Origin of the sequence: Silvania confinis, from assembly GCF_025564085.1 — a bacterium.
GTDB lineage: Bacteria > Pseudomonadota > Gammaproteobacteria > Enterobacterales > Enterobacteriaceae > Enterobacter > Enterobacter confinis.
The window spans coordinates 19474-42878 of the sequence record NZ_JAMGZJ010000067.1; the positions used below are offsets into that span (position 1 = coordinate 19474).

At 52.5% G+C, this 23405-nt stretch carries 34 protein-coding genes; 7 read left to right on the forward strand and 27 right to left on the reverse strand.

What is annotated here, in order from left to right; all coding sequences use genetic code 11:
- Positions 1 to 42: 42 nt before the first annotated feature.
- From rpsQ to rpsJ, 11 genes are read right to left on the reverse strand one after another with little or no spacing between them, the layout of a single operon-like run.
- Positions 43 to 297, reverse strand: coding sequence for a 30S ribosomal protein S17 (gene rpsQ, locus M8013_RS03850; RefSeq protein ID WP_271266504.1), 255 nt, complete (start codon positions 295 to 297; stop codon positions 43 to 45).
- The gene (rpmC, locus tag M8013_RS03855) at positions 297 to 488 is read right to left on the reverse strand and encodes a 50S ribosomal protein L29 (protein WP_032614707.1); all 192 of its coding nucleotides are present in this window, start codon (positions 486 to 488) and stop codon (positions 297 to 299) included. The genes rpsQ and rpmC overlap by 1 nt, the downstream gene beginning before the upstream one ends.
- Positions 488 to 898 (reverse strand): 50S ribosomal protein L16, encoded by a 411-nt coding sequence (gene rplP / locus M8013_RS03860; RefSeq protein WP_002919759.1) that lies wholly within the window; start codon positions 896 to 898, stop codon positions 488 to 490. The genes rpmC and rplP overlap by 1 nt, the downstream gene beginning before the upstream one ends.
- Before the next feature lie 11 nt (positions 899 to 909).
- Positions 910 to 1611 carry a 30S ribosomal protein S3 gene (gene rpsC, locus M8013_RS03865; protein WP_000529945.1) on the reverse strand — a complete coding sequence of 234 codons (702 nt, stop codon included), beginning with the start codon at positions 1609 to 1611 and terminating at the stop codon, positions 910 to 912.
- A gap of 17 nt (positions 1612 to 1628) precedes the next feature.
- Positions 1629 to 1961 carry a 50S ribosomal protein L22 gene (rplV, locus tag M8013_RS03870; protein ID WP_002919773.1) on the reverse strand — a complete coding sequence of 111 codons (333 nt, stop codon included), beginning with the start codon at positions 1959 to 1961 and terminating at the stop codon, positions 1629 to 1631.
- Between the two features lie 14 nt (positions 1962 to 1975).
- Entirely contained in the window at positions 1976 to 2254 is a 279-nt protein-coding gene (rpsS, locus tag M8013_RS03875) for a 30S ribosomal protein S19 (protein ID WP_001138115.1), read from the reverse strand.
- Positions 2255 to 2270: 16 nt separating this feature from the next.
- Entirely contained in the window at positions 2271 to 3092 is an 822-nt protein-coding gene (rplB, locus tag M8013_RS03880) for a 50S ribosomal protein L2 (RefSeq protein WP_271266505.1), read from the reverse strand.
- A gap of 17 nt (positions 3093 to 3109) precedes the next feature.
- On the reverse strand, positions 3110 to 3412 hold the full coding sequence (gene rplW, locus M8013_RS03885; RefSeq protein WP_097164996.1) for a 50S ribosomal protein L23: 303 nt from the start codon (positions 3410 to 3412) through the stop codon (positions 3110 to 3112).
- Entirely contained in the window at positions 3409 to 4014 is a 606-nt protein-coding gene (gene rplD / locus M8013_RS03890; protein ID WP_106996077.1) for a 50S ribosomal protein L4, read from the reverse strand. Before rplD ends, rplW begins: the two co-directional genes overlap by 4 nt.
- Positions 4015 to 4024: 10 nt before the next feature.
- Complete coding sequence (rplC, locus tag M8013_RS03895; protein ID WP_095846799.1) at positions 4025 to 4654, reverse strand: 50S ribosomal protein L3; 630 nt, start codon at positions 4652 to 4654, stop codon at positions 4025 to 4027.
- A gap of 32 nt (positions 4655 to 4686) precedes the next feature.
- The gene (rpsJ, locus tag M8013_RS03900) at positions 4687 to 4998 is read right to left on the reverse strand and encodes a 30S ribosomal protein S10 (RefSeq protein ID WP_001181005.1); all 312 of its coding nucleotides are present in this window, start codon (positions 4996 to 4998) and stop codon (positions 4687 to 4689) included.
- Between the two features lie 388 nt (positions 4999 to 5386).
- Between rpsJ and M8013_RS03905 the strand changes: the two genes are divergently transcribed.
- Positions 5387 to 5860, forward strand: coding sequence for a prepilin peptidase (locus M8013_RS03905; RefSeq protein ID WP_271266506.1), 474 nt, complete (start codon positions 5387 to 5389; stop codon positions 5858 to 5860).
- On the opposite strand, the gene bfr is transcribed toward M8013_RS03905, so the two are convergent.
- The 11 genes from bfr to fkpA form a co-directional block, all read right to left on the reverse strand.
- Positions 5844 to 6320, reverse strand: coding sequence for a bacterioferritin (gene bfr, locus M8013_RS03910; RefSeq protein WP_271266507.1), 477 nt, complete (start codon positions 6318 to 6320; stop codon positions 5844 to 5846). The two genes, M8013_RS03905 and bfr, sit on opposite strands and share 17 nt — an antisense overlap.
- Before the next feature lie 70 nt (positions 6321 to 6390).
- Complete coding sequence (gene bfd, locus M8013_RS03915; protein ID WP_003863268.1) at positions 6391 to 6585, reverse strand: bacterioferritin-associated ferredoxin; 195 nt, start codon at positions 6583 to 6585, stop codon at positions 6391 to 6393.
- A gap of 176 nt (positions 6586 to 6761) precedes the next feature.
- Entirely contained in the window at positions 6762 to 7946 is a 1185-nt protein-coding gene (gene tuf / locus M8013_RS03920; RefSeq protein ID WP_271266508.1) for an elongation factor Tu, read from the reverse strand.
- A 67-nt stretch (positions 7947 to 8013) separates the two neighbouring features.
- Complete coding sequence (gene fusA / locus M8013_RS03925; protein ID WP_271266509.1) at positions 8014 to 10128, reverse strand: elongation factor G; 2115 nt, start codon at positions 10126 to 10128, stop codon at positions 8014 to 8016.
- 95 nt (positions 10129 to 10223) lie between these two features.
- The gene (gene rpsG / locus M8013_RS03930) at positions 10224 to 10694 is read right to left on the reverse strand and encodes a 30S ribosomal protein S7 (protein WP_271266510.1); all 471 of its coding nucleotides are present in this window, start codon (positions 10692 to 10694) and stop codon (positions 10224 to 10226) included.
- A gap of 96 nt (positions 10695 to 10790) precedes the next feature.
- Positions 10791 to 11165 (reverse strand): 30S ribosomal protein S12, encoded by a 375-nt coding sequence (gene rpsL / locus M8013_RS03935; RefSeq protein WP_003023654.1) that lies wholly within the window; start codon positions 11163 to 11165, stop codon positions 10791 to 10793.
- A 125-nt stretch (positions 11166 to 11290) separates the two neighbouring features.
- Positions 11291 to 11578 carry a sulfurtransferase complex subunit TusB gene (tusB, locus tag M8013_RS03940; protein WP_271266511.1) on the reverse strand — a complete coding sequence of 96 codons (288 nt, stop codon included), beginning with the start codon at positions 11576 to 11578 and terminating at the stop codon, positions 11291 to 11293.
- A gap of 7 nt (positions 11579 to 11585) precedes the next feature.
- Positions 11586 to 11945, reverse strand: coding sequence for a sulfurtransferase complex subunit TusC (tusC, locus tag M8013_RS03945; RefSeq protein WP_271266512.1), 360 nt, complete (start codon positions 11943 to 11945; stop codon positions 11586 to 11588).
- Entirely contained in the window at positions 11945 to 12331 is a 387-nt protein-coding gene (tusD, locus tag M8013_RS03950; RefSeq protein WP_271266513.1) for a sulfurtransferase complex subunit TusD, read from the reverse strand. Before tusD ends, tusC begins: the two co-directional genes overlap by 1 nt.
- Positions 12331 to 13053 carry a helix-turn-helix transcriptional regulator gene (locus tag M8013_RS03955; RefSeq protein ID WP_271266514.1) on the reverse strand — a complete coding sequence of 241 codons (723 nt, stop codon included), beginning with the start codon at positions 13051 to 13053 and terminating at the stop codon, positions 12331 to 12333. The genes tusD and M8013_RS03955 overlap by 1 nt, the downstream gene beginning before the upstream one ends.
- Before the next feature lie 164 nt (positions 13054 to 13217).
- Positions 13218 to 14030 carry an FKBP-type peptidyl-prolyl cis-trans isomerase gene (gene fkpA / locus M8013_RS03960; RefSeq protein WP_271266515.1) on the reverse strand — a complete coding sequence of 271 codons (813 nt, stop codon included), beginning with the start codon at positions 14028 to 14030 and terminating at the stop codon, positions 13218 to 13220.
- Positions 14031 to 14266: 236 nt separating this feature from the next.
- On the opposite strand from fkpA, the gene M8013_RS03965 reads away from it, so the two are divergent.
- Positions 14267 to 14485 (forward strand): protein SlyX, encoded by a 219-nt coding sequence (locus M8013_RS03965; protein ID WP_271266516.1) that lies wholly within the window; start codon positions 14267 to 14269, stop codon positions 14483 to 14485.
- A 47-nt stretch (positions 14486 to 14532) separates the two neighbouring features.
- On the opposite strand, the gene slyD is transcribed toward M8013_RS03965, so the two are convergent.
- From slyD to kefG, 4 genes are all read right to left on the reverse strand, one after another.
- A complete protein-coding gene (gene slyD / locus M8013_RS03970) occupies positions 14533 to 15132 on the reverse strand; it encodes a peptidylprolyl isomerase (protein ID WP_271266517.1) in 600 nt (199 codons plus the stop codon).
- A 94-nt stretch (positions 15133 to 15226) separates the two neighbouring features.
- Complete coding sequence (locus M8013_RS03975; protein ID WP_271266596.1) at positions 15227 to 15427, reverse strand: YheV family putative zinc ribbon protein; 201 nt, start codon at positions 15425 to 15427, stop codon at positions 15227 to 15229.
- Positions 15428 to 15439: 12 nt separating this feature from the next.
- Complete coding sequence (gene kefB / locus M8013_RS03980; protein WP_271266518.1) at positions 15440 to 17245, reverse strand: glutathione-regulated potassium-efflux system protein KefB; 1806 nt, start codon at positions 17243 to 17245, stop codon at positions 15440 to 15442.
- Positions 17245 to 17796 (reverse strand): glutathione-regulated potassium-efflux system ancillary protein KefG, encoded by a 552-nt coding sequence (gene kefG, locus M8013_RS03985; protein ID WP_472925657.1) that lies wholly within the window; start codon positions 17794 to 17796, stop codon positions 17245 to 17247. The genes kefB and kefG overlap by 1 nt, the downstream gene beginning before the upstream one ends.
- 124 nt (positions 17797 to 17920) lie before the next feature.
- On the opposite strand from kefG, the gene M8013_RS03990 reads away from it, so the two are divergent.
- From M8013_RS03990 to M8013_RS04005, 4 genes are read left to right on the forward strand one after another with little or no spacing between them, the layout of a single operon-like run.
- Entirely contained in the window at positions 17921 to 19825 is a 1905-nt protein-coding gene (locus M8013_RS03990) for an ABC transporter ATP-binding protein (RefSeq protein WP_271266520.1), read from the forward strand.
- Complete coding sequence (locus tag M8013_RS03995) at positions 19822 to 20844, forward strand: hydrolase (RefSeq protein WP_271266521.1); 1023 nt, start codon at positions 19822 to 19824, stop codon at positions 20842 to 20844. Before M8013_RS03990 ends, M8013_RS03995 begins: the two co-directional genes overlap by 4 nt.
- Positions 20841 to 21059 (forward strand): YheU family protein, encoded by a 219-nt coding sequence (locus M8013_RS04000; protein ID WP_271266522.1) that lies wholly within the window; start codon positions 20841 to 20843, stop codon positions 21057 to 21059. The genes M8013_RS03995 and M8013_RS04000 overlap by 4 nt, the downstream gene beginning before the upstream one ends.
- A 30-nt stretch (positions 21060 to 21089) precedes the next feature.
- The gene (locus tag M8013_RS04005) at positions 21090 to 21959 is read left to right on the forward strand and encodes a phosphoribulokinase (RefSeq protein WP_271266523.1); all 870 of its coding nucleotides are present in this window, start codon (positions 21090 to 21092) and stop codon (positions 21957 to 21959) included.
- Positions 21960 to 22048: 89 nt separating this feature from the next.
- Here the strand turns inward: M8013_RS04005 and M8013_RS04010 are convergent, their stop codons facing one another.
- Positions 22049 to 22453 (reverse strand): OsmC family protein, encoded by a 405-nt coding sequence (locus M8013_RS04010; protein ID WP_271266524.1) that lies wholly within the window; start codon positions 22451 to 22453, stop codon positions 22049 to 22051.
- Positions 22454 to 22762: 309 nt separating this feature from the next.
- Between M8013_RS04010 and crp the strand changes: the two genes are divergently transcribed.
- Positions 22763 to 23395, forward strand: coding sequence for a cAMP-activated global transcriptional regulator CRP (gene crp, locus M8013_RS04015; RefSeq protein ID WP_039332728.1), 633 nt, complete (start codon positions 22763 to 22765; stop codon positions 23393 to 23395).
- Positions 23396 to 23405: the final 10 nt, after the last annotated feature.

Genomic DNA, 23405 nt, shown 5'->3' on the forward strand with positions numbered 1-23405 from the left:
CTCATTGCTGAGCCGTTTATTCGTATTGAGAAGGCTACTCTATTACAGAACCGCTTTCTCTACAACGCGAACCAGCGTCCAGGACTTAGTCTTGGACAGCGGACGGCATTCAGCGATTTCTACTTTATCGCCGATACCGCATTCGTTGTTCTCGTCATGTACGTGCAGTTTGGTCGTACGCTTGATGAATTTACCGTAGATCGGGTGTTTCACAATACGTTCGATAGCAACAACAATGGATTTCTCCATTTTGTCGCTAACAACACGACCTTGCAGAGTACGGATTTTATCGGTCATTACGCACCCGCCTTCTGAGTCAGTAAAGTCTTAACGCGTGCAACATCACGACGTACCTGCTTCAGCAGGTGAGTCTGTTGCAGCTGGCCACTTGCCGCCTGCATACGCAGGTTAAACTGCTCACGCAGCAGGTTCAGCAGCTCAGCGTTCAGCTCTTCAACGCTTTTTTCACGCAGCTCATTTGCTTTCATTACATCACCGTCTTAGTTACAAAGGTGGTTTTGATCGGCAGTTTCGCTGCTGCCAGGCCGAATGCTTCACGGGCCAGCTCTTCCGGTACACCGTCCATTTCATACAGGACTTTGCCCGGCTGAATCAAGGCAACCCAGTACTCAACGTTACCTTTACCTTTACCCATACGAACTTCCAGCGGCTTCTCGGTAATTGGTTTGTCCGGGAATACACGGATCCAGATTTTACCTTGACGCTTAACTGCACGGGTCATTGCACGACGTGCTGCTTCGATCTGACGTGCAGTCAGACGCCCACGGCCAACAGCTTTCAGACCGAAAGTGCCGAAGCTAACATCCGTACCCTGCGCCAGACCACGGTTGCGGCCTTTGTGCACTTTACGGAATTTTGTACGCTTTGGTTGTAACATCAGCGACGCTCCTATTTACGGCCTTTACGCTGCTGCTTTTTAGGTTGAGCAGCCGGTTTTTCCGGTTGTTCAACAGCAGCCATACCACCCAGGATCTCACCTTTGAAGATCCATACCTTAACGCCGATTACACCGTAAGTGGTGTGCGCTTCAGAGGTGTTGTAGTCGATGTCAGCACGCAGAGTGTGCAACGGTACGCGACCTTCGCGGTACCATTCGGTACGTGCGATTTCCGCGCCGCCCAGACGGCCGCTAACTTCAACTTTAATACCTTTAGCGCCCAGACGCATTGCGTTCTGTACAGCACGCTTCATAGCACGACGGAACATAACGCGACGTTCCAGCTGTGAAGTAATGCTGTCAGCAACCAATTTAGCGTCCAGTTCAGGCTTACGAACTTCAGCGATATTGATCTGTGCAGGAACGCCAGCGATATCCGCTACGACCTTGCGCAGTTTTTCTACGTCTTCGCCTTTCTTACCGATTACGATGCCAGGACGAGCAGTGTGAATGGTCACACGGATGCTCTTAGCTGGACGCTCGATAACGATACGAGATACAGACGCTTTAGCCAGTTCCTTAGTCAGGTACTGACGTACTTTAAAATCGCTGTCCAGGTTGTCAGCGAATTCTTTGGTGTTCGCAAACCAGGTTGAATTCCATGGTTTTACAATACCCAGGCGAATACCATTAGGATGTACTTTCTGACCCATTGCTAGTCTCCAGAGTCTCAGCGATCGGACACAACCACAGTAATGTGGCTGGTGCGCTTCAGGATGCGATCTGCACGACCTTTCGCACGCGGCATAATGCGCTTCATGCTTGGGCCTTCGTCTACGAAGATTTTCGCGACTTTCAGATCGTCAATGTCAGCGCCATCGTTGTGTTCAGCGTTAGCAATGGCAGATTCCAGTACTTTCTTAACCAATACCGCAGCTTTCTTGTTGGTATAGGTCAGGATGTCCAGGGCCTGCGACACTTTCTTACCGCGAATCAGGTCAGCAACAAGGCGAACCTTCTGAGCAGAAGAACGAGCATGGCGATGTTGAGCTAAAGTTTCCATCTCTTCCTCCTACCTTATTTCTTCTTCGCTTTTTTATCAGCAGCATGGCCGCGATAAGTACGAGTCGGTGCGAATTCACCCAGTTTGTGACCAACCATTTCGTCGGAAACAAAGACTGGAACGTGCTGACGACCATTATGGACAGCGATGGTCAAACCGATCATGTTAGGAAAGATCGTTGAACGACGGGACCAAGTGCGCAGGGGCTTCTTGTCTCCGCTTTCCACCGCTTTCTCTACCTTCTTCAGCAAGTGCAGGTCAATAAAAGGACCTTTCTTGAGAGAACGTGGCATGGCTTATCCTCTAAAATTATTTGCTACGGCGACGTACGATAAATTTATCAGTACGCTTGTTGCTGCGGGTCTTCTTACCTTTGGTCTGAACGCCCCACGGAGATACCGGGTGCTTACCAAAGTTACGACCTTCACCACCACCATGTGGGTGATCGACTGGGTTCATCGCAGTACCGCGAACGGTAGGACGAACACCACGCCAGCGTGCAGCACCTGCTTTACCCAGAACGCGCAGCATATGCTCAGCATTGCCAACTTCGCCCATGGTAGCGCGGCATTCTGCTTCGACTTTACGCATTTCACCAGAACGCAGACGCAGGGTGACATAAGCACCATCGCGCGCAACGATCTGAACGTAAGTACCAGCGGAACGAGCCAGCTGACCGCCTTTACCTGGTTTCATTTCTACGTTATGAACGGTAGAACCCACCGGGATATTGCGCATCGGCAGGGTGTTACCTGCTTTGATTGCAGCATCAACGCCAGATTGAATCTGGTCGCCAGCTTTCAGGCCTTTAGGGGCCAGGATGTAACGACGTTCGCCATCTTTGTACAGAACCAGCGCGATGTTCGCGGAACGGTTCGGATCGTACTCAAGACGTTCAACAACTGCTGGGATACCGTCTTTGTTGCGTTTAAAGTCAACAATACGATAAGCCTGCTTATGACCACCACCGATATGACGAGTGGTGATACGGCCATTGTTGTTACGACCGCCGGATTTGCTGTTTTTTTCAACCAGCGGAGCAAAAGGTTTGCCCTTGTGCAGCTCTGGGTTGACCACTTTAACAACGTGGCGACGACCCGGAGATGTCGGTTTACATTTAACAACTGCCATTGTATTACTCCTCCGACTTACTCAGCGCCGCCAACGAAGTCCAGATTCTGGCCTTCTTTCAGGGTGACGTAAGCTTTTTTCCAGTCGCTACGACGACCGATACGCTGTCCTTGACGTTTAACTTTCCCTTTAACTACCAGGGTGTTAACGACTTCGACTTCGACTTCAAACAGTTTCTGCACAGCAGCTTTGATTTCTGCTTTGGTCGCGTCTTTAGCAACTTTGAGAACGATGGTATTGGTTTTTTCCATCGCAGCAGACGCTTTTTCAGAAACGTGCGGCGCACGAAGCACCTTCAGCAGACGTTCTTCACGAATCATGCCAGCATCTCCTCAACTTGCTTAACAGCATCAGCAGTCATTACGACTTTGTCGAAGGCGATCAGGCTAACCGGGTCGATACCAGTTGCATCACGTACGTCAACCTTATGCAGGTTGCGCGCAGCAAGGAACAGGTTCTCGTCCAGCTCACCGGTGATGATCAGCACATCTTCCAGAGCCATGTCTTTCAATTTCTGTGCCAGCAGCTTAGTTTTAGGCGCTTCTACAGAGAATGATTCGACAACGATCAGACGATCCTGACGTACCAGTTCGGACAGAATGCTTTTCAGCGCGCCGCGGTACATCTTCTTGTTAACTTTTTGACTGTGGTCCTGCGGGCGAGCAGCGAAGGTCACGCCACCGGAACGCCAGATCGGGCTCTTTACAGAACCTGAACGCGCACGGCCGGTACCTTTCTGACGCCACGGCTTTTTGCCGGAACCAGTTACTTCAGCACGAGTCTTCTGAGCACGAGTACCCTGACGAGCACCAGCTGCATAAGCAACTACAACCTGGTGAACCAGCGCTTCGTTGAAATCACGACCGAAGGTAGTTTCGGAAACAGTCAGCGCGCTCTGCGCGTCTTTCAATACTAATTCCATTGCTATCCCCTTACGCCTTCACAGCTGGTTTAACGATCAGGTTGCTACCGGTTGCACCCGGAACAGCACCTTTAACCAGCAGCAGGTTGCGCTCAGCGTCAACACGTACTACGTCCAGGCTCTGAACGGTCACACGTTCGTTACCCAGCTGACCTGCCATTTTCTTGCCTTTGAACACTTTGCCCGGAGTCTGGTTCTGACCGATAGAACCCGGTACACGGTGAGACAAGGAGTTACCGTGCGTGGCATCCTGAGTACGGAAGTTCCAGCGCTTAACGGTACCAGCAAAACCTTTACCTTTAGAGGTACCGGTTACGTCAACTTTTTTAACTTCAGCAAACAGCTCAACGCTAATGTCCTGACCTACGGTGAACTCTTCGCCTTCAGCAAGACGGAATTCCCACAGACCACGGCCAGCTTCAACGCCAGCTTTAGCGAAGTGACCCGCTTCCGGTTTAGTTACACGGTTAGCTTTTTTAGCACCAGTGGTAACCTGAACGGCACGGTAGCCATCGTTAGCCAGATCTTTAACCTGAGTAACGCGGTTTGCTTCAACTTCGATTACGGTTACTGGGATAGATACGCCATCTTCAGTGAAGATGCGGGTCATACCCACTTTTTTACCGACTAAACCAATCATTGTATCAACCTCTCAATCGCTCGATGACCTGATTAACCCAGGCTGATCTGCACGTCTACACCGGCAGCCAGATCCAGACGCATCAGAGCATCAACGGTTTTCTCGGTTGGCTCAACGATGTCAACCAGACGCTTGTGAGTGCGGATTTCGTACTGATCACGCGCGTCTTTGTTGACGTGCGGAGAGATCAGAACGGTAAAGCGCTCTTTGCGGGTCGGCAGCGGGATCGGACCACGTACTTGCGCACCAGTGCGCTTAGCAGTCTCGACGATTTCGGCGGTTGATTGATCGATCAGACGATGATCAAACGCTTTCAAGCGGATACGGATTCTTTGGTTCTGCATGAGACCAGAGCTCCAATTATTTTATAAACGAAAATGATCACTACTCGTACCCATTACGATTGATGGGAGAGTGTAACCGTTCTTACGTAGTCCCCCAATTGGGGACATTGTTTGGCAACGGAAAATGATTGTTGCCAGGGTTCATATCGAACCAGCCGTCAATTACGACAAGCCCGCGCATTATACGTAAATCTGACCAGGACGCAAGCCCAGTTTATAAATTAGACGGAATGGGTCAACTTTGCGGGGTACCTCCTAAACATTTTGTCGTTTTACAGTGGCGAAGTTAAAGTCTGGAAGACACCAGGCAGGGTTCTTTTTTGCTGTTTGGCAGGCGAGCAGATTTCAGAAGAGTATGCCTTCACACATTTTATTGAGGCTTACCACTATGCTCACCACCCTCCCCTTTCTGATCGTATATCTGGGATTGTCATACCTGTTGGTTCGTGAGGATATCCAATCAGGTCTTCTCCCAAACAAGTATCTATGCCCACTTTTATGGTCTGGTCTGCTTTTTCATCTGTGTATTAACCCTGACTTTCTGGCGAGCGCCGTCGTGGGCGCGATGGCCGGATATGCTGGCTTTGCGCTTATTTATTGGGGTTACAAGCTGGTACGCAAACAAGAAGGAATGGGGTATGGCGATGTGAAATATCTTGGTGCATTAGGTGCATGGCATGGCTGGTGCATATTACCGGCGCTGGCGTTAACAGCATCACTGCTGGCGTCCATCTATCTTTTGTCACGACTGCTGTGCAAATCCGGAGTGCAGACAATAAAAAAACCGCTACCCTTTGGACCTTACCTGGCGGCAGCGGCTTTAATTACGGGTTGGCAAAGCCTGATTAGCTTTCCACTTTAATTTGCGACTGGAGGTAATTCTGTAAACCGATTTTACCGATCAGATCCAGTTCTGTTTCCAGCCAGTCGATATGCCCTTCTTCATCCGCCAGAATCTGGATCATCATATCGCGGCTGACGTAATCATGAACGCTGTCCGCGTAAGCGATAGCTTCACGCAGATCTTTTGCGCCATCAAGTTCTAACGCTAGATCGGAGCGCAGCATTTCTTCAACGTCTTCACCGATGCCCAACTTGCCGAGATCCTGCAGGTTGGGGAGACCCTCAAGAAATAAAATACGCTCGATGTATTTATCGGCATGTTTCATCTCGTCGATGGATTCATGATACTCAACGTCATTGAGGCGAGTAAGGCCCCAGTTTTTGAACATTCTCGCATGGAGAAAGTATTGATTGATTGCGACAAGCTCATTTCCCAATAATTTATTGAGATAACTTATGATTTTAATATCACCTTTCATTATAGTCCCTCCGCTTCCACTCATTGAAGCGTAGATGGGGCTACAGGGATGTCAAAAAAAAGAATGAGCCTCAGGCAATCTCTTTGAATTCCGGGATCTGCATCAATTCGTCCTGCATGATTTCACGGGCAGCGCGAACGCATTTACCACATTGATTTCCCACTGGAACAAACTTACGCAACTGCTGGAAAGATTGAGGTTGAAACTGGCGAACGGCCTGACGTATTTTTTTGTCACTCACACCATTGCATAAACAGACGTACATAACCACTCCCGTTCAAAATATGCGCAAAGTGTAAGTGAGAATAATTATGATTACAATAGCACAAGCGCGCAGATACGGGGCGGGAACGCACAAAAAATGCGAATAATTGTGACAGGGGTAAAAGCCGGAAAGCAAAAAGGGCGCCGAAGCGCCCTTTTAAATTCGGAGCAAATAAATTAGCTCAGAACTTTAGCAACAACGCCCGCACCTACAGTACGGCCGCCTTCACGGATTGCGAAACGCAGACCGTCATCCATCGCGATTGGGTGGATCAGGGTAACAACCATTTTGATGTTGTCGCCTGGCATTACCATCTCAACGCCTTCTGGCAGTTCGATGGTACCGGTCACGTCAGTTGTACGGAAGTAGAACTGTGGACGGTAGCCTTTGAAGAACGGAGTATGACGGCCGCCTTCATCTTTGGACAGGATGTACACTTCGGATTCGAACTTGGTGTGTGGCTTGATAGAGCCCGGCTTAGCCAGAACCTGGCCACGCTGGATTTCTTCACGCTTGATACCACGCAGCAGAACACCACAGTTCTCGCCTGCACGACCTTCGTCCAGCAGTTTACGGAACATTTCAACGCCGGTACAGGTAGACTTAGCAGTGTCTTTGATACCAACGATTTCAACTTCTTCGCCAACTTTAACGATACCGCGCTCTACACGACCGGTAACAACAGTACCACGGCCGGAGATGGAGAATACGTCTTCGATAGGCAGCAGGAACGGCTTGTCAATCGCACGTTCTGGTTCTGGGATGTAAGAATCCAGGAAGCCAGCCAGTTCGATGATTTTTGCTTCCCACTCAGCTTCGCCTTCCAGCGCTTTCAGCGCAGAACCGCGAACGATTGGGGTGTCGTCGCCTGGGAAATCGTACTGAGACAGCAGCTCACGTACTTCCATTTCTACCAGTTCCAGCAGCTCTTCGTCATCAACCATGTCGCATTTGTTCAGGAACACGATGATGAAAGGAACGCCTACCTGACGACCCAGCAGGATGTGCTCACGGGTCTGAGGCATAGGGCCGTCAGTCGCAGCAACAACCAGGATCGCGCCGTCCATCTGCGCAGCACCGGTGATCATGTTTTTAACATAGTCGGCGTGGCCTGGGCAGTCTACGTGTGCGTAGTGGCGAGTCGGGGTGTCATATTCAACGTGGGAAGTGTTGATGGTGATACCACGCGCTTTTTCTTCTGGTGCGTTATCGATCTGGTCGAATGCACGAGCAGAACCACCGTAGGTTTTAGCCAGAACGGTAGTGATTGCAGCGGTCAGAGTAGTTTTACCATGGTCAACGTGGCCGATAGTACCAACGTTGACGTGCGGTTTTGTACGTTCAAATTTTTCTTTAGACACGGCTATATTCCTTACTATAGTGCCCCCTCACCGAGGGGGCACGGGACTTAGATTTTAACCCTGCGGCTTATTTACCACGGGCTTCAATTACGGCCTGAGCAACGTTGTTCGGCGCATCATCATACTTCAGGAATTCCATGGAGTAAGAAGCACGACCTTTGGTCAGTGAACGCAGCTGAGTTGCGTAACCGAACATTTCAGACAACGGAACTTCAGCATGAATCTGGACGCCAGTAGCGTTAGATTCCTGACCTTTCAACTGACCACGACGACGGCTAAGGTCACCGATAACGTCACCGGTGTTCTCTTCCGGAGTTTCTACTTCAACCTTCATGATCGGCTCAAGCAGAACTGGTTTCGCTTTCTTAAAGCCTTCTTTAAAGGCAAGTGAAGCGGCCAGTTTAAACGCCAGCTCAGAGGAGTCAACGTCATGGTAAGAACCGAAGTGCAGACGAACACCCATGTCAACTACCGGGTAACCCGCCAGCGGACCAGACTTCAGCTGCTCCTGGATGCCTTTATCAACGGCAGGGATGTATTCGCCAGGAATTACACCACCTTTGATGTCGTTGATGAACTCGTAACCTTTCGGATTTGAGCCCGGCTCCAGTGGGTACATGTCGATAATTACATGACCATACTGACCACGACCGCCAGACTGCTTAGCGTGTTTACCTTCAACATCGGTAACTTTCTGACGAATCGCTTCGCGGTAAGCAACCTGTGGTTTACCCACGTTAGCTTCAACGTTGAATTCGCGACGCATACGGTCAACGATGATATCGAGGTGCAATTCACCCATACCAGCGATGATGGTCTGGTTAGACTCTTCATCAGTCCATACGCGGAATGATGGATCCTCTTTAGCCAAACGACCCAGAGCCAGACCCATTTTTTCCTGGTCAGCTTTGGTTTTTGGTTCAACTGCGATGGAGATTACCGGTTCAGGGAATTCCATACGCTCCAGAATGATCACGTTATCCGGATCACAGATGGTATCACCTGTGGTCACGTCTTTCAGGCCGATTGCCGCAGCAATGTCGCCCGCGCGAACTTCTTTGATCTCTTCACGCTTGTTAGCGTGCATCTGAACGATACGACCAAAACGCTCACGAGCCGATTTAACTGGGTTGTACACAGTATCACCGGAGTTAACCACGCCTGAATAAACGCGGAAGAACGTCAGGTTACCCACGAATGGGTCGGTAGCGATTTTGAATGCCAGTGCAGCAAACGGCTCATCATCGGTAGCGTGACGCTCAGCTGGAGTATCTTTACCGTCGTCCAGCATACCGTTGATTGCAGGCACGTCAGTTGGTGCTGGCAGGTAATCAATTACCGCATCCAGCATTGCCTGTACGCCTTTGTTCTTGAATGCAGAACCGCAAGTAACAAGAATGATCTCGTTAGCCAGCACGCGTGCACGCAGCGCAGTTTTGATTTCTTCTTCGGTCAGCTCATCGCCGCCCAAATATTTATCCATCAGCTCGTCAGAAGCTTCAGCTGCGGATTCAACCAGGTTCTGGCGCCATTCGTTTGCCAGCTCAACCATGTCAGCAGGGATGTCTTCGTATTCGAAGGTCACGCCCTGATCTGCATCGTTCCAGTTGATCGCTTTCATTTTCACCAGGTCAACAACACCGGTGAAACCTTCTTCAGCGCCAATTGCCAACTGAAGAGGAACGGCGGTTGCGCCCAGACGAGATTTAATCTGACCAACAACTTTCAGGAAGTTAGCACCCATGCGGTCCATTTTGTTAACGAACGCAATGCGTGGAACTTTGTATTTGTTTGCCTGACGCCATACGGTCTCAGACTGTGGCTGAACACCACCAACTGCGCAGTAAACCATTACCGCACCATCAAGAACACGCATGGAACGTTCTACTTCGATTGTGAAGTCAACGTGGCCCGGGGTGTCGATGATGTTTACGCGATGCGGCTCATACTGCTTAGCCATACCAGACCAGAATGCAGTAGTTGCTGCAGAGGTGATGGTAATACCACGCTCCTGCTCCTGCTCCATCCAGTCCATGGTGGCGGCGCCGTCATGAACTTCACCGATTTTGTGGTTTACACCGGTGTAGAACAGAATACGTTCGGTGGTAGTGGTTTTACCGGCGTCGATGTGCGCACTGATACCAATGTTACGGTAGCGTGCGATGGGTGTTGTACGAGCCATTTTATTCCTCGTTTGTTTCTTAGGCGTTCAGATTAAGTAACCCAGACGGGCAACTTCGTTGAAGCGCCCGTCTGTTGACTACAACTCCGAAGGGATTACCAACGGTAGTGTGCGAACGCCTTGTTGGCTTCTGCCATACGGTGAACGTCTTCACGTTTCTTAACTGCAGTACCTTTGTTGTCTGCAGCATCAGAAAGTTCGTTCGCCAGACGCAGAGCCATGGATTTATCACCACGTTTACGAGCAGCTTCAACGATCCAACGCATTGCCAGAGCATTACGACGAACCGGACGAACTTCAACTGGTACCTGATAAGTAGAACCACCAACGCGGCGAGACTTAACTTCTACAGTCGGGCGCACGTTGTCGAGAGCGACTTCGAAAGCTTCCAGTGAGTTTTTACCAGAGCGCTGAGCCAGGGTCTCAAGTGCACTGTATACGATTGCTTCTGCAGTAGATTTTTTACCATCTACCATCAGGATGTTTACAAATTTTGCCAGCAGTTCTGATCCGAACTTCGGATCTGGAAGAATTTTACGCTGACCAATGACGCGACGACGTGGCATGGGAATACTCCGTTGTTAATTCAGGATTGTCCAAAACTCAAAGAGTTTAGTGTGACATTTAGATAAATCAGTTTGGCCTTACTTAACGGAGAACCATTAAGCCTTAGGACGTTTCACGCCGTACTTAGAGCGAGATTGCTTACGGTCTTTAACGCCGGAGCAGTCAAGCGCACCACGAACGGTGTGGTAACGAACACCCGGAAGGTCTTTTACACGACCGCCACGGATCAGGATCACGGAGTGTTCCTGCAGGTTGTGACCTTCACCACCAATGTAGGAAGTCACTTCAAAACCGTTAGTCAAACGCACACGGCATACTTTACGCAGTGCGGAGTTTGGTTTCTTAGGAGTGGTGGTATATACACGGGTACATACACCACGTTTCTGCGGGCAGGCTTCCAGCGCAGGCACGTTGCTTTTTGCAACTTTGCGAGCGCGTGGTTTGCGTACCAGCTGGTTAACTGTTGCCATTAAATAGCTCCTGGTTTTAGCTTTTGCTTCGTAAACGCGTGATAAAAACGACCTCATACAATATGAGGACGCGAAATTTTAGGGCTACGCCGAAAAGGTGTCAAGAAATATACAGCGATCTCCGATCACCAGTTCATTTGACCGGTGTGTTGCACGGCAAGATTGACGAAGTCAGTATAGCTAACTACGTTAATTTTGGCTGAAATTTGACCAGCCAGGCCGCGGGCATCAATATCGTCTTTTAGCGCACAGACAGTTATGGGGGCATTACTGAGAATATCAACAAAGCGGGTGCCGTCTATCGCAGCGATGACGCCATCCTGAACGAGCAGCAACGCGTCGCCCTCACGCAGCATTCTCATCATACTGTCGATGTCGCAATGCCAGGGTGAATGGCTCAGGGTGTGGAGCATGACCGCCTCAGAATGTCAGAATGGTGTCGAAATGGGAGAGATGCTCACGCAGTGTATTGGGGGCAACCACGGTGGCGTCCAGAATAAAGGGTGTGTTCTCATTCAAACCGCGCGCCTGCAGTGAAGCCGCACAGACGTAAAATGTCTCGATGTCATACAGTGGCAGGACTTTAAAGGTTGAGATGTAGTCTCTCGCCAGCACTGCCTGCGGCTGTTGTCCGACCAGTAGCTGGAATACACCGTCTCCGGTAAAGAAGACGCCGATCTCCTCCGACAGAGCGGATGTCGCCAGCAGCGCATCCAACCCTTCCCTGCCGGCTGAACTGCCGTGCGGGGCGGAAGTAAACACAAAAGCAACGCGGTTCATCAGAATTGCACCATTCGATCGCAGGTCAATGCGGCTTGCGCCAGTGCACCGAGCCCACTAAGCGAAAACCCGTCATTGAGATTGGCCGCGGGTAAACCCAGACGTTTCGCTTCGCCCTCATCGTTCACGCCGCGTCGCAGTGCCGCCGCCACGCAGATATGCAGTGCAACGTCGTGCTCCTGGTGCAACGCTTGCCATGCCCGCACCAGATCGAACTCGTCCGAGGCCGGCGATGTCAGTTGGTTGGCGTTATACACGCCTTCCCGATAAAAGAAAACGCTAACCAGCTCATGCCCGGCTGCCAGTAGCGCGCGTGCAAACTGCAGCGCGCTACTGGCCTGCTGCGTACCGTAAGCTGGACCGGTAACCATCAACGCAAAACGCATTACTTTTCCTGCACCAGGAAGTCACCGCTTTTGAACTGACGGATGTAGAGATAGACCGTGTGTTTCGAGATATTCAGCCGGTCAGCAACCTGGTTAATCGCATCTTTGATATCGAAAATGCCTTTCTCGTAAAGGTTAAGCACAATCTGACGATTCTTAGCGTTGTTAGAGACATTGCGATCGGCATTAACCTCTTCAATGGTGAATTCCAGCGTCTGGGTGACCAGGTCTTCAACAGAGGAGGCGAAGTTGACAGAAGAACCCACGTCCGGCGTTTCTGGCGGGATAAAGGTGTTCATGATCTGCGAGAACGGCACATCAAGGTTCATGTTGATGCACAGCAAACCAATCACACGATGATCGCGATTACGGATCGCAATCGTCACCGATTTCATGAGGACGCCGCTTTTTGCGCGAGTGAAATAACATTTGGAGACGCTGCTGTCCGCGCCGGTCATGTCGTGGAGCATACGCAGTGCAAGGTCGGTGATTGGCGAACCAATTTTACGGCCGGTATGCTCACCATTGGCAATGCGGATGGCAGAACATTTCAGATCTTGCAGGGAGTGCAGAACGATTTCACAGTGGGACCCGATGAGCATCGCTAACCCGTCCACCACCGCTTCGTAGGATTTCAGAATATCGAAATCGGTCTGATCGAAAGGACGTTGATCCAGCAAATCGAGTTCACTGGTTTCATTGGTTAAAAGCGACCTGGTCATGAAAAAAACACTCCTTTTCAGGAGCCTGTCGGTATGTTTTCAGGGCAGGCTCATTATTTACACGGGCAACTAAATTAATACAGCGTAGGTAGCGCTTCCAGTGTTAATTATACCTGCACCACAATAAAAAAACCGCCGCCTCAAAGGCGGCGGTTTTCAGCGGTTTACTTCTTGGTGGCTTCAGCCGCCGGAGCAGCGTCCGGCTTAGCATCTGCTTTTGGTGCTGGCTTAATGTCCAGCAGCTCTACATCAAACACCAGCGTGGAGTTAGCCGGGATGCCCGGAACGCCTGTTTTTCCGTACGCCAGGGCCGGTGGGATTACCAGCTTGATTTTGCCGCCTTTCTTGATGTTTTTCAGGCCTTCAGTCCAGCCAGGGATAACACCGTCCAGACGGAAGGAGAGCGGTTCGCCACGGGTATATGAGTTATCGAACTCTTTACCGTCGGTCAGGGTGCCTTTGTAGTTAACGACAACAGTATCGCTGTCTTTTGGCGCATCACCGGTACCTTCTTTCTCTACTTTGTAGAGCAGGCCGGTGGAAGAGGTTTTAACGCCTTTCTCTTTCGCGAACTCATCACGGTAGGTTTTACCCTTCGTTTCGCTTTCGGCTGCGTCTTTCTCCATTTTCTCCTGAGCGGCGCCTTTCACGCGGGCTTCAAAAGCTTGCAGAGTTTGTTCGATTTCCTGGTCGGAGAGTTTGCTCTTATCGGCAAAGGCATCCTGAACACCGGCGATCAGCTGAGTCTGATCCAGTTTGATGCCCAGTTTTTCCTGCTCTTTCAGAGAGTTTTCCATATAACGACCCAGAGATGCGCCCAGTGCGTAGGCTGATTTCTGATCGTCATTTTTGAACGCCGCTTTGCTGTCTGCGCTAGCAGCAGGCTTCGCAGCAGTATCAGCAGCGAAAGTCAGCGGCGCATTCAGTGCGACGGCCATCGTGGTCGCCAGCAGCGTTACTTTAAACAGTGATTTCATCCATTTCTCCAGGGCCGGGGACTCTCACCCCGTGATAAGCGTAAATGAGTTGCGTACTATAAAACGTTGTGGAACAAATCTACAGACAGACGCTCCCGATTCTCAACACATTTCAGACTATTTTTGTTTTAATTAGTTTCCTGACAACAGGATGATTACTGCAGACAGGGATAATCTCGGGTACTATTCGCCGCCGCCAACCCCAGAAGGGGTGTAACAGATAAACGAGGTGAATCATGCAAGATACAGAATTTGAAGCACGTCTGGCTGAACTTGAAAGCCGCCTGGCTTTTCAGGAGATCACCATCGATGAACTGAATCAAACCGTCACCGCCCACGAGCTGGAGATGGCGAAGCTGCGGGACCTGATGCGTCTGTTGACAGAAAAAGTGAAAGCGACGCAGTCATCGCACATTGCATCACAGTCAGAAGAGACCCCGCCGCCCCATTATTAAGACGTAAAAAAAGCGGGATAATCCCGCTTTTTTTATACCGGTCGGTATTAGTGACAGCCGCAGCCGCCGTTACCACCGCAACCGCCTTTTCCGTGCTCATGACCGTGGTCGTGATCGTGGCTATGGCCGTGGCCACCGCAGCAACCGTCATGGTCGTGGTCGTGATCGTGGTCGTGACCATTCGCACCGTGAACGTGGCCGTGAGCCAGTTCTTCTTCAGTGGCTTCGCGGATCGCCATCACTTCTACGTTGAACTTGAGGTTCTGGCCAGCCAGCATGTGGTTGCCATCAACCACTACGTGGTCGTCTTCAACCTCAGTGATTTCTACAGGAACCGGACCCTGGTCAGTTTCAGCCAGGAAGCGCATGCCAACCTGCAGTTCGTCAACGCCCATGAAGACGTCTTTAGGAACACGTTGAACCAGGTTTTCATCGTACTGACCGTAAGCGTCATTTGAGGCAACTTCTACGTCAAATTTGTCGCCAACTTCATGACCGTCCAGCGCGTTTTCCAGGCCAGAAATCAGGGAACCGTGACCGTGCAGATAGTCCAGCGGCGCACTCACCGGAGACTCATCAACCAACACACCGTCTTCTGTACGTACCTGATAGGCCAGGCTGACCACCAGGTCTTTTGTTACTTTCATGATATCTCCTGAGCGTGGGAAAATTGCTGGCGCAGATTGTAGCGGAAATCTGCACCCGTGTACCCTTTAGCTTAAAAAAACTCAGGGCATATCGCTAGTCCGGATGAAAAATGCCGATCACTTGCTCTTCTTTGCGGACATGCTCGCGCGCCGCTTTATCGGCTTCGCGCATCTGATGACCGCACTTAACACACTCAACAATATCGATATTGTTTTCCCGCCACATGGCCAGTGAATCCTGAGCCTGGCAGGCCGGGCATTTTGCCCCGGCGATAAAGCGTTTACGAATTGCCATCATTCAACCCCGTTATTCAAATTCATCCCAACCATCCAGCTGCCGACGTTCCTGCTGCATCTCACGTTGAAAAATCTCTTCAAGCTCACGACGGGCCTCCCGTACACGAGATATTTGCACCGTATCGGTATGCACCGGCATCAGCTCGCGCAGCATGCGCATATCCAGTCGACGGAAGTGCAGTTGCGCACGCTGGGCCTGATGCGGATGCATCCCCAGCGTCACTAACGTTTTGCGCCCCAGCTCCAGCGCACTGGAGAAAGTCTCACGCGTAAACTGCTTCACGCCGGCCTGCAGCAGCTCGTGTGCTTCGACACGCCCGCGCGCACGAGCCAGAATATGCAGATGCGGAAAATGCTGCTGGCAAATCTCCACCAGCTTCATGGTGTCTTCCGGTTCGTTACAGGTGATGACGATAGACTCCGCCGCCTCTGCCCCCGCCGATCGCAGCAGTTCCACCTGTGTGGCATCGCCGTAATACACCTTATAGCCGTACTTGCGCATCAGATTCACTGCACTGATATCGCGCTCCAGCACGGTAACACGCTTTTTATTGGCCATCAGCAGGCGACCAATCACCTGACCAAATCGGCCAAAACCCACCACAATCACCTGCGGTTTGTCATCTTCCACCCACGGCGCTTCATGTTCATCTTCGGCGGCGTTAAAACGGCGAGCAAGGCGCTTATCAATGAGCTTCATCACCAGCGGCGTGGTCATCATCGACAGCGTGACGGTCACCAGCAGCAGCGCCATCTGATCATGCTGGAACAGACGCTGGGATGATGCTGTGGAGAAGAGCACAAAAGCGAACTCTCCCCCCTGACTCAACACACCGGCAAACTGCGCACGTTCCGAATGACGCAGGCCATACACTCGAGCCAGCCCATAAAGCACCAGCATTTTTACCGCAACCAGCACTGCCACGCTCAGCACCACCCACAGGATGTGGGTATAAAGCACGCCGAGGTTCAGCGCCATGCCGACCGAAATAAAGAACAGCCCTAACAGCAGCCCTTTAAACGGATCGATAGCGATCTCCAGCTCGTGCCGGTACTCACTTTCTGCCAGCAGAACGCCCGCAATAAAGGTTCCGAGCGCCATCGACAGCCCCAGCGCATCCATAAATAGCGCCGACCCGAGTACCAGCAGCAGTGTGGCAGCGGTAAACACTTCGCGCACGCCCGAGGCCGCAATAAAGCGGAACACCGGACGCAGCAGATAACGCCCGCCCACCAGCATGCCGGCAAATGCCAGCACCTTGATGCCGATTTTCATCCAGTCGAAGTGCTCGTCGCCCGACCCCGCCAGCAGCGGGACCAATGCCAGCGCCGGGATCACCGCCAGATCCTGGAACAGCAACACTGAAAAGCCCAACTGCCCCGCTTCGCTGCGGTTCATGCCTTTATCGCGCATCAACTGGAGCGCCATCGCGGTGGAGGACATCGCCAGCCCAATCCCACCAATCACGGCCGCCTGCCATGAGAATTGGGTCAGCATCAGCAGCCCGCCGAGGATCACCGCGCTGCACAACACCTGTGCGGCACCCACGCCGAAGATGGAGCGGCGCAACTGCCAGAGCTTCGCGGGATTCAGCTCGAGGCCGATAATAAACATCAGGAAGACGACGCCAAGCTCAGAGAAGTGCAGAATTTCGTCTACATCGCTGATAAACCCCAACCCCCACGGGCCAATGGCAATACCGGCCAGCAAATACCCCAACACCGCGCCAATCCCCAGACGTGCGGCTATCGGCACCGCCACCACGGCGGCGAACAGGAACAGCACCCCCGCCAGTAACAGATCGGAACCTTCCATCAGCCGCCTCCCGTCAGGTTGGGTGATGCCAGCCAGTCGCCGTAGGCTTTGGCATGGCTGGACAGCTCCTGCTGCTGCTGCCGACGCGCCCAGTAGATAATGATTGGGCTCATCCAGTGCATACGGCACATTGCTGCAGTCAGTTCAAACGGGCGTAAAATGTCGTTCATCGAATAGCGGTTAAGGCCGTCGTGGCGATAGGCACTCTCTGGCTCACCGGTGGTCACAACGTTACGCCAATACTTTCCCGCCAGTTGGTTTCCCCCCACACCGCTGGCGAAACCACGGCTTAGCACCCGGTCAAGCCACTCTTTCAGCAACGCAGGGCAGCTATAGGTATAAAGTGGATGCTGGAACACGATGATGTCGTGCTGACGCAGCAGTTCCTGTTCTCGCGGGATATCAATAAAAAAATCGGGGTAGTGCGCGTAAAGATCGTGCACCGTCACATGACTGAGCTGTAATGCCGGTTGAAGCAAAACCCGGTTGGCGACCGAGTCCTGAGACTCCGGATGGGCATACAGCAGCAGCACTTTTGCTGTCTGGGACATCATTCCTCTCCCGGGTCGTCATCACTGTTATTTTGGGCTACCATGGCACACCCACGCGGCGCGTGGCGGCATATTTAACCTTATTATAATGACAACCTAACATAGTCTGAACATACGGCGCTCTATGATTGTTTTCTCCTCATTACAAATTCGGCGCGGTGTCCGCGTCCTGCTGGACAATGCGACAGCCACCATTAACCCGGGCCAGAAAGTGGGCCTGGTGGGTAAAAACGGCTGCGGTAAATCCACGTTGCTGTCACTGCTGAAAAACGAGATCAGCGCGGATGGCGGTAACTTCACCTACCCCGGCAACTGGCAGCTGGCCTGGGTAAATCAAGAGACCCCAGCCCTGAGCGTACCGGCGATGGATTATGTTATTGACGGCGATCGGGAGTACCGCAAGCTCGAGGCAGAGCTGAATGCCGCCAATGAGCGCAACGATGGGCACGCCATTGCCACCGTCCACGGCAAACTGGACGCTATCGATGCGTGGACTATTCGCTCGCGCGCCTCCACGCTGCTGCACGGTCTGGGCTTTAGCAACGAACAGCTCGAACGTCCGGTCAGCGATTTTTCCGGTGGCTGGCGGATGCGTCTGAACCTTGCCCAGGCGCTGATCTGCCGCTCCGACCTGCTGCTCCTCGATGAACCAACTAACCACCTCGATCTCGATGCGGTGATCTGGCTGGAGAAGTGGCTGAAAAGCTATCAAGGCACGCTGATCCTGATCTCTCATGACCGTGACTTCCTTGATCCGGTGGTAGACAAAATTATTCATATCGAACAGGAATCGATGTTCGAATATACCGGCAACTACAGCTCGTTCGAACGCCAGCGCGCGGTGCGTCTCTCCCAGCAGCAGGCGATGTACGAAAGCCAGCAGCAGCGTGTGGCGCACCTGCAAAGCTTTGTCGATCGTTTTAAAGCGAAAGCGTCGAAAGCGAAACAGGCCCAGAGCCGCATTAAGATGCTGGAACGTATGGAGATGATCGCCCCGGCGCACGTCGATAACCCGTTCCATTTCAGCTTCCGCGAGCCAGAGAGCCTGCCGAATCCGTTGCTGAAAATGGAAAAGGTCAGCGCAGGCTACGGCGAGCGCATCATCCTTGACTCCATTAAGCTCAACCTGGTGCCGGGTTCACGTATCGGCCTACTCGGGCGTAACGGTGCCGGTAAATCCACACTGATTAAACTGCTGGCGGGCGAGCTTAACCCGGTAAGCGGCGATATCGGCCTGGCGAAGGGCATCAAGCTGGGTTACTTCGCCCAGCACCAGCTGGAGTTTTTACGCGCGGATGAGTCCCCGCTTCAGCACCTGGCGCGCCTGGCGCCGCAGGAGATGGAGCAGAAGCTGCGCGATTACCTTGGCGGTTTTGGCTTCCAGGGCGATAAGGTGACTGAAAACACCGAACGCTTCTCCGGCGGCGAAAAAGCCCGTCTGGTGCTGGCGCTGATCGTCTGGCAGCGCCCAAACCTGCTGCTGCTCGATGAACCGACCAACCACCTTGATCTCGATATGCGCCAGGCGTTGACCGAAGCGTTAATTGAGTTTGAAGGTGCGCTGGTTGTCGTCTCGCACGACCGTCACCTGCTGCGCTCCACCACTGACGATCTGTATCTGGTCCATGATGGCAAAGTGGAGCCGTTCGATGGCGATCTGGAAGATTACCAGCAGTGGTTAAGCGACGTGCAGAAGCAGGAGAACCAGCCTGCCGACGGGGCAAAAGACAACGCCAACAGCGCTCAGGGCCGTAAAGATCAGAAGCGCCGGGACGCGGAGCTGCGCACGCAAACCCAGCCGCTGCGTAAGGAGATCACCCGTCTGGAAAAAGAGATGGAGAAACTCCACGCCCAGTTGGCGACGGTTGAAGAGAAGCTCGGCGACAGCGGGCTGTACGATCAGAGCCGCAAAGCGGAGCTGACCGACTGTCTGCAGCGCCAGGCAAAAACAAAATCCAGCCTCGAAGAGTGTGAAATGGCCTGGCTCGACGCCCAGGAGCAGCTTGAGGGCATGCTCGCATCGCTATGACTCAAACAATCCCCTCAGACTTTAATTTTGCCCCCGAAGAGAGCGCGACATTCATCCCAATGCGCGGCGTGGCGAATCGTCATCTGCAAACTATGCTGCCGCGCCTGATCCGCCGAAAACTGCAATTCACGCCCCACTGGCAGCGCCTTGAGCTGCCGGATGACGACTTTGTCGATTTGGCCTGGAGCGAAGATCCCCAGCAGGCGCAGCATAAACCACGGCTGGTGGTCTTTCATGGTCTGGAAGGCAGCCTGCATAGCCCCTATGCCCACGGCCTGATCCAGGCGGCAAAAGCGCGTGACTGGTTAGGCGTGGTGATGCACTTTCGCGGCTGCAGCGGGGAGCCAAACCGGCAAAAGCGGATCTACCACTCCGGCGAAATCGAAGACGGCCGCTGGTTTTTAAACTGGCTGGCGAGGTCGTTCCGCCCGGCACCCACCGCCGCAGTAGGGTTCTCACTCGGCGGTAACATGCTGGCCTGTCTGCTGGCGAAAGAGGGCGATAATGTTCCACTGGATGCCGCCGCCATTGTCTCTGCACCGTTTATGCTGGAACAGTGCAGCTATCATATGGAGAAAGGCTTCTCCCGCGTTTATCAGCACTACCTGCTGAATCTGCTGAAGGCGAACGCCCTACGTAAACTGAAGGCTTATCCGCAGTCGCTGCCAGTAAATCTGCAGCAAATTAAGCGCATGCGCAGACTTCGCGAGTTTGACGACCTGATCACCGCGAAGATCCACGGTTTTACCGACGCGATTGATTACTATCGCCAGTGCAGCGCCATGCCGTTACTGAATCAAATCACCCGGCCCACGCTGATTATCCATGCCAAAGACGATCCCTTTATGGATCATCACTCCATCCCGGCACCTGAGCATTTACCGGCTAGCGTGCAGTATCAGTTAACCGAGAACGGCGGGCACGTGGGTTTTGTCGGCGGTACCCTGCGCCGTCCAAAGATGTGGCTGGAAACGCGCATCCCGGACTGGCTCAGCACCTATCTGGAAACCAAATCATGATCATTCCCTGGCAGGATCTGCCTCCCGACACGCTGGATAATCTGATTGAAAGCTTTGTCTTGCGCGAGGGCACCGATTATGGTGAACATGAACGCTCGCTTGAGATGAAAGTCGCCGATGTTAAACAGCAGCTCAAAAGCGGTGAAGCCGTGCTGGTGTGGTCAGAACTGCACGAAACGGTGAATATTATGCCTCGCGGTCAGTTTCGCGACTGATCGCCCCCTCTTGCCATCCAGGGAGTTGCTATGTCCGCCAGACATCCGGTTATCGCCGTTACAGGGTCCAGTGGTGCGGGAACCACCACCACCAGCCTCGCCTTTCGCAAGATATTCTCCCAGCTTCACCTCCAGGCAGCGGAAGTCGAAGGCGACAGTTTTCATCGCTACACCCGCCCTGAAATGGATATGGCCATCCGCAAGGCCCGAGATTTAGGCAAACACATCAGCTACTTTGGCCCGGATGCCAACGACTTTGGCCTGCTGGAGCAAACCTTCGCCGAGTACGGGCGCAGCGGTACAGGCCATGCGCGCAAATATCTGCACACCTATGACGAAGCCGTACCGTGGAACCAGGTGCCGGGCACCTTTACGCCGTGGCAGCCGCTACCGGAACCCACCGATGTGCTGTTTTATGAGGGGTTACACGGTGGTGTCGTCACGCCGCAGCACGACGTGGCACGCCATGTTGATCTGCTGGTGGGTGTGGTACCCATTGTTAATCTGGAGTGGATCCAGAAGCTGACACGCGATACCAGCGAGCGCGGGCATTCCCGAGAAGCGGTGATGGATTCGGTGGTGCGATCCATGGAAGATTACATTAACTTCCTCACTCCGCAGTTTTCACGTACCCACATTAACTTCCAGCGCGTCCCGACGGTGGATACCTCCAACCCGTTTGCGGCAAAAGCGATACCTTCGCTGGATGAGAGTTTTGTGGTGATTCATTTCCGCAATCTGGAAGAGATTGATTACCCCTGGCTACTGGCCATGCTGCAGGGTTCATTCATTTCACACATGAATACACTGGTGGTGCCGGGCGGGAAGATGGTGCTGGCGATGGAGTTGATTATGACGCCACTGGTGCAGCGGTTGATGGAAGGGAAGAAAATCGCCTGAGGCTTTTTGCCCGGTGGCGCTGCGCTTACCGGGCCTACAGGATCCGTAGGCCGGGCAAACGAAGTGCCGCCCGGCACTTTACCCAGAACTTATGCCTCGATCACTTCATACGAATGCGTGATTTTTACTGCTTTTTCCAGCATCAGCGCCACGGAGCAATACTTCTCAGCCGACAGGTCAACCGCACGGGATACCGCCGCATCTTTCAGCTCTTTGCCGGTCACCAGGAAGTGCAGATTGATATGGGTGAACAAACGCGGCGCTTCTTCACGACGTTCTGACGTCAGTTTTACTTCGCAGTCGGTCACATCGTGACGCCCTTTTTGCAGGATCGATACTACGTCGATTGCGCTGCATCCCCCCGCCGCCATCAGCACTACTTCCATTGGACTTGGCGCTTTGTCACCGGAGTTGCCATCCATCAAAATCTGGTGTCCCGAAGCGGACTCGCCGAGGAACGTTAACCCTTCAACCCATTTAACACGCGCTTGCATTTTATTCACTCCAGGTTTGCATTTTTCATGACAGATTACGCGCCAGTAACAATTCTGGCAACGGAAGGCGACCTGCATCAAGCTGAAGCGAGACACCAGGAGACACGCAGCAAAACCTATGCTAAAACAGTCGAGATGCTACAGTAATACATTGACGTTACACATGTATGCAGAGGACATCACACATTACAGGCTGCTAATTTTGTGACAGCCAGTTTCCCAGGTACGGGGAAGAATTCGATTGCAACCCCAGAGTAAAAGGTGCACATCCTGGCTCTGGAGATAGCTTATAACAGAGGATAACAGCGCATGGTGCTTGGCAAACCGCAAACAGACCCGACTCTCGAATGGTTCTTGTCTCATTGCCATATTCATAAGTACCCATCGAAGAGCACGCTGATTCACCAGGGTGAAAAAGCGGAAACGTTGTATTACATCGTCAAAGGCTCAGTAGCAGTGCTGATCAAAGATGAAGAAGGCAAAGAGATGATCCTCTCTTACCTGAATCAGGGAGATTTCATCGGCGAGCTGGGCTTGTTTGAAGAAGGTCAGGAGCGTAGCGCCTGGGTTCGTGCGAAAACCGCGTGTGAAGTGGCAGAGATCTCCTATAAGAAGTTCCGCCAGCTGATCCAGGTTAACCCGGATATCCTGATGCGTCTCTCTTCGCAGATGGCTCGCCGTCTGCAGATCACGTCTGAGAAAGTGGGTAACCTCGCCTTCCTGGATGTTACCGGCCGTATCGCTCAGACCCTGTTGAACCTGGCGAAACAGCCAGACGCCATGACCCACCCGGACGGTATGCAAATTAAAATCACCCGTCAGGAAATTGGTCAGATCGTCGGATGTTCTCGTGAGACAGTCGGTCGTATCCTGAAAATGCTGGAAGACCAAAACCTGATCTCTGCCCACGGTAAAACCATCGTGGTCTACGGAACGCGTTAATCCCGCTTAA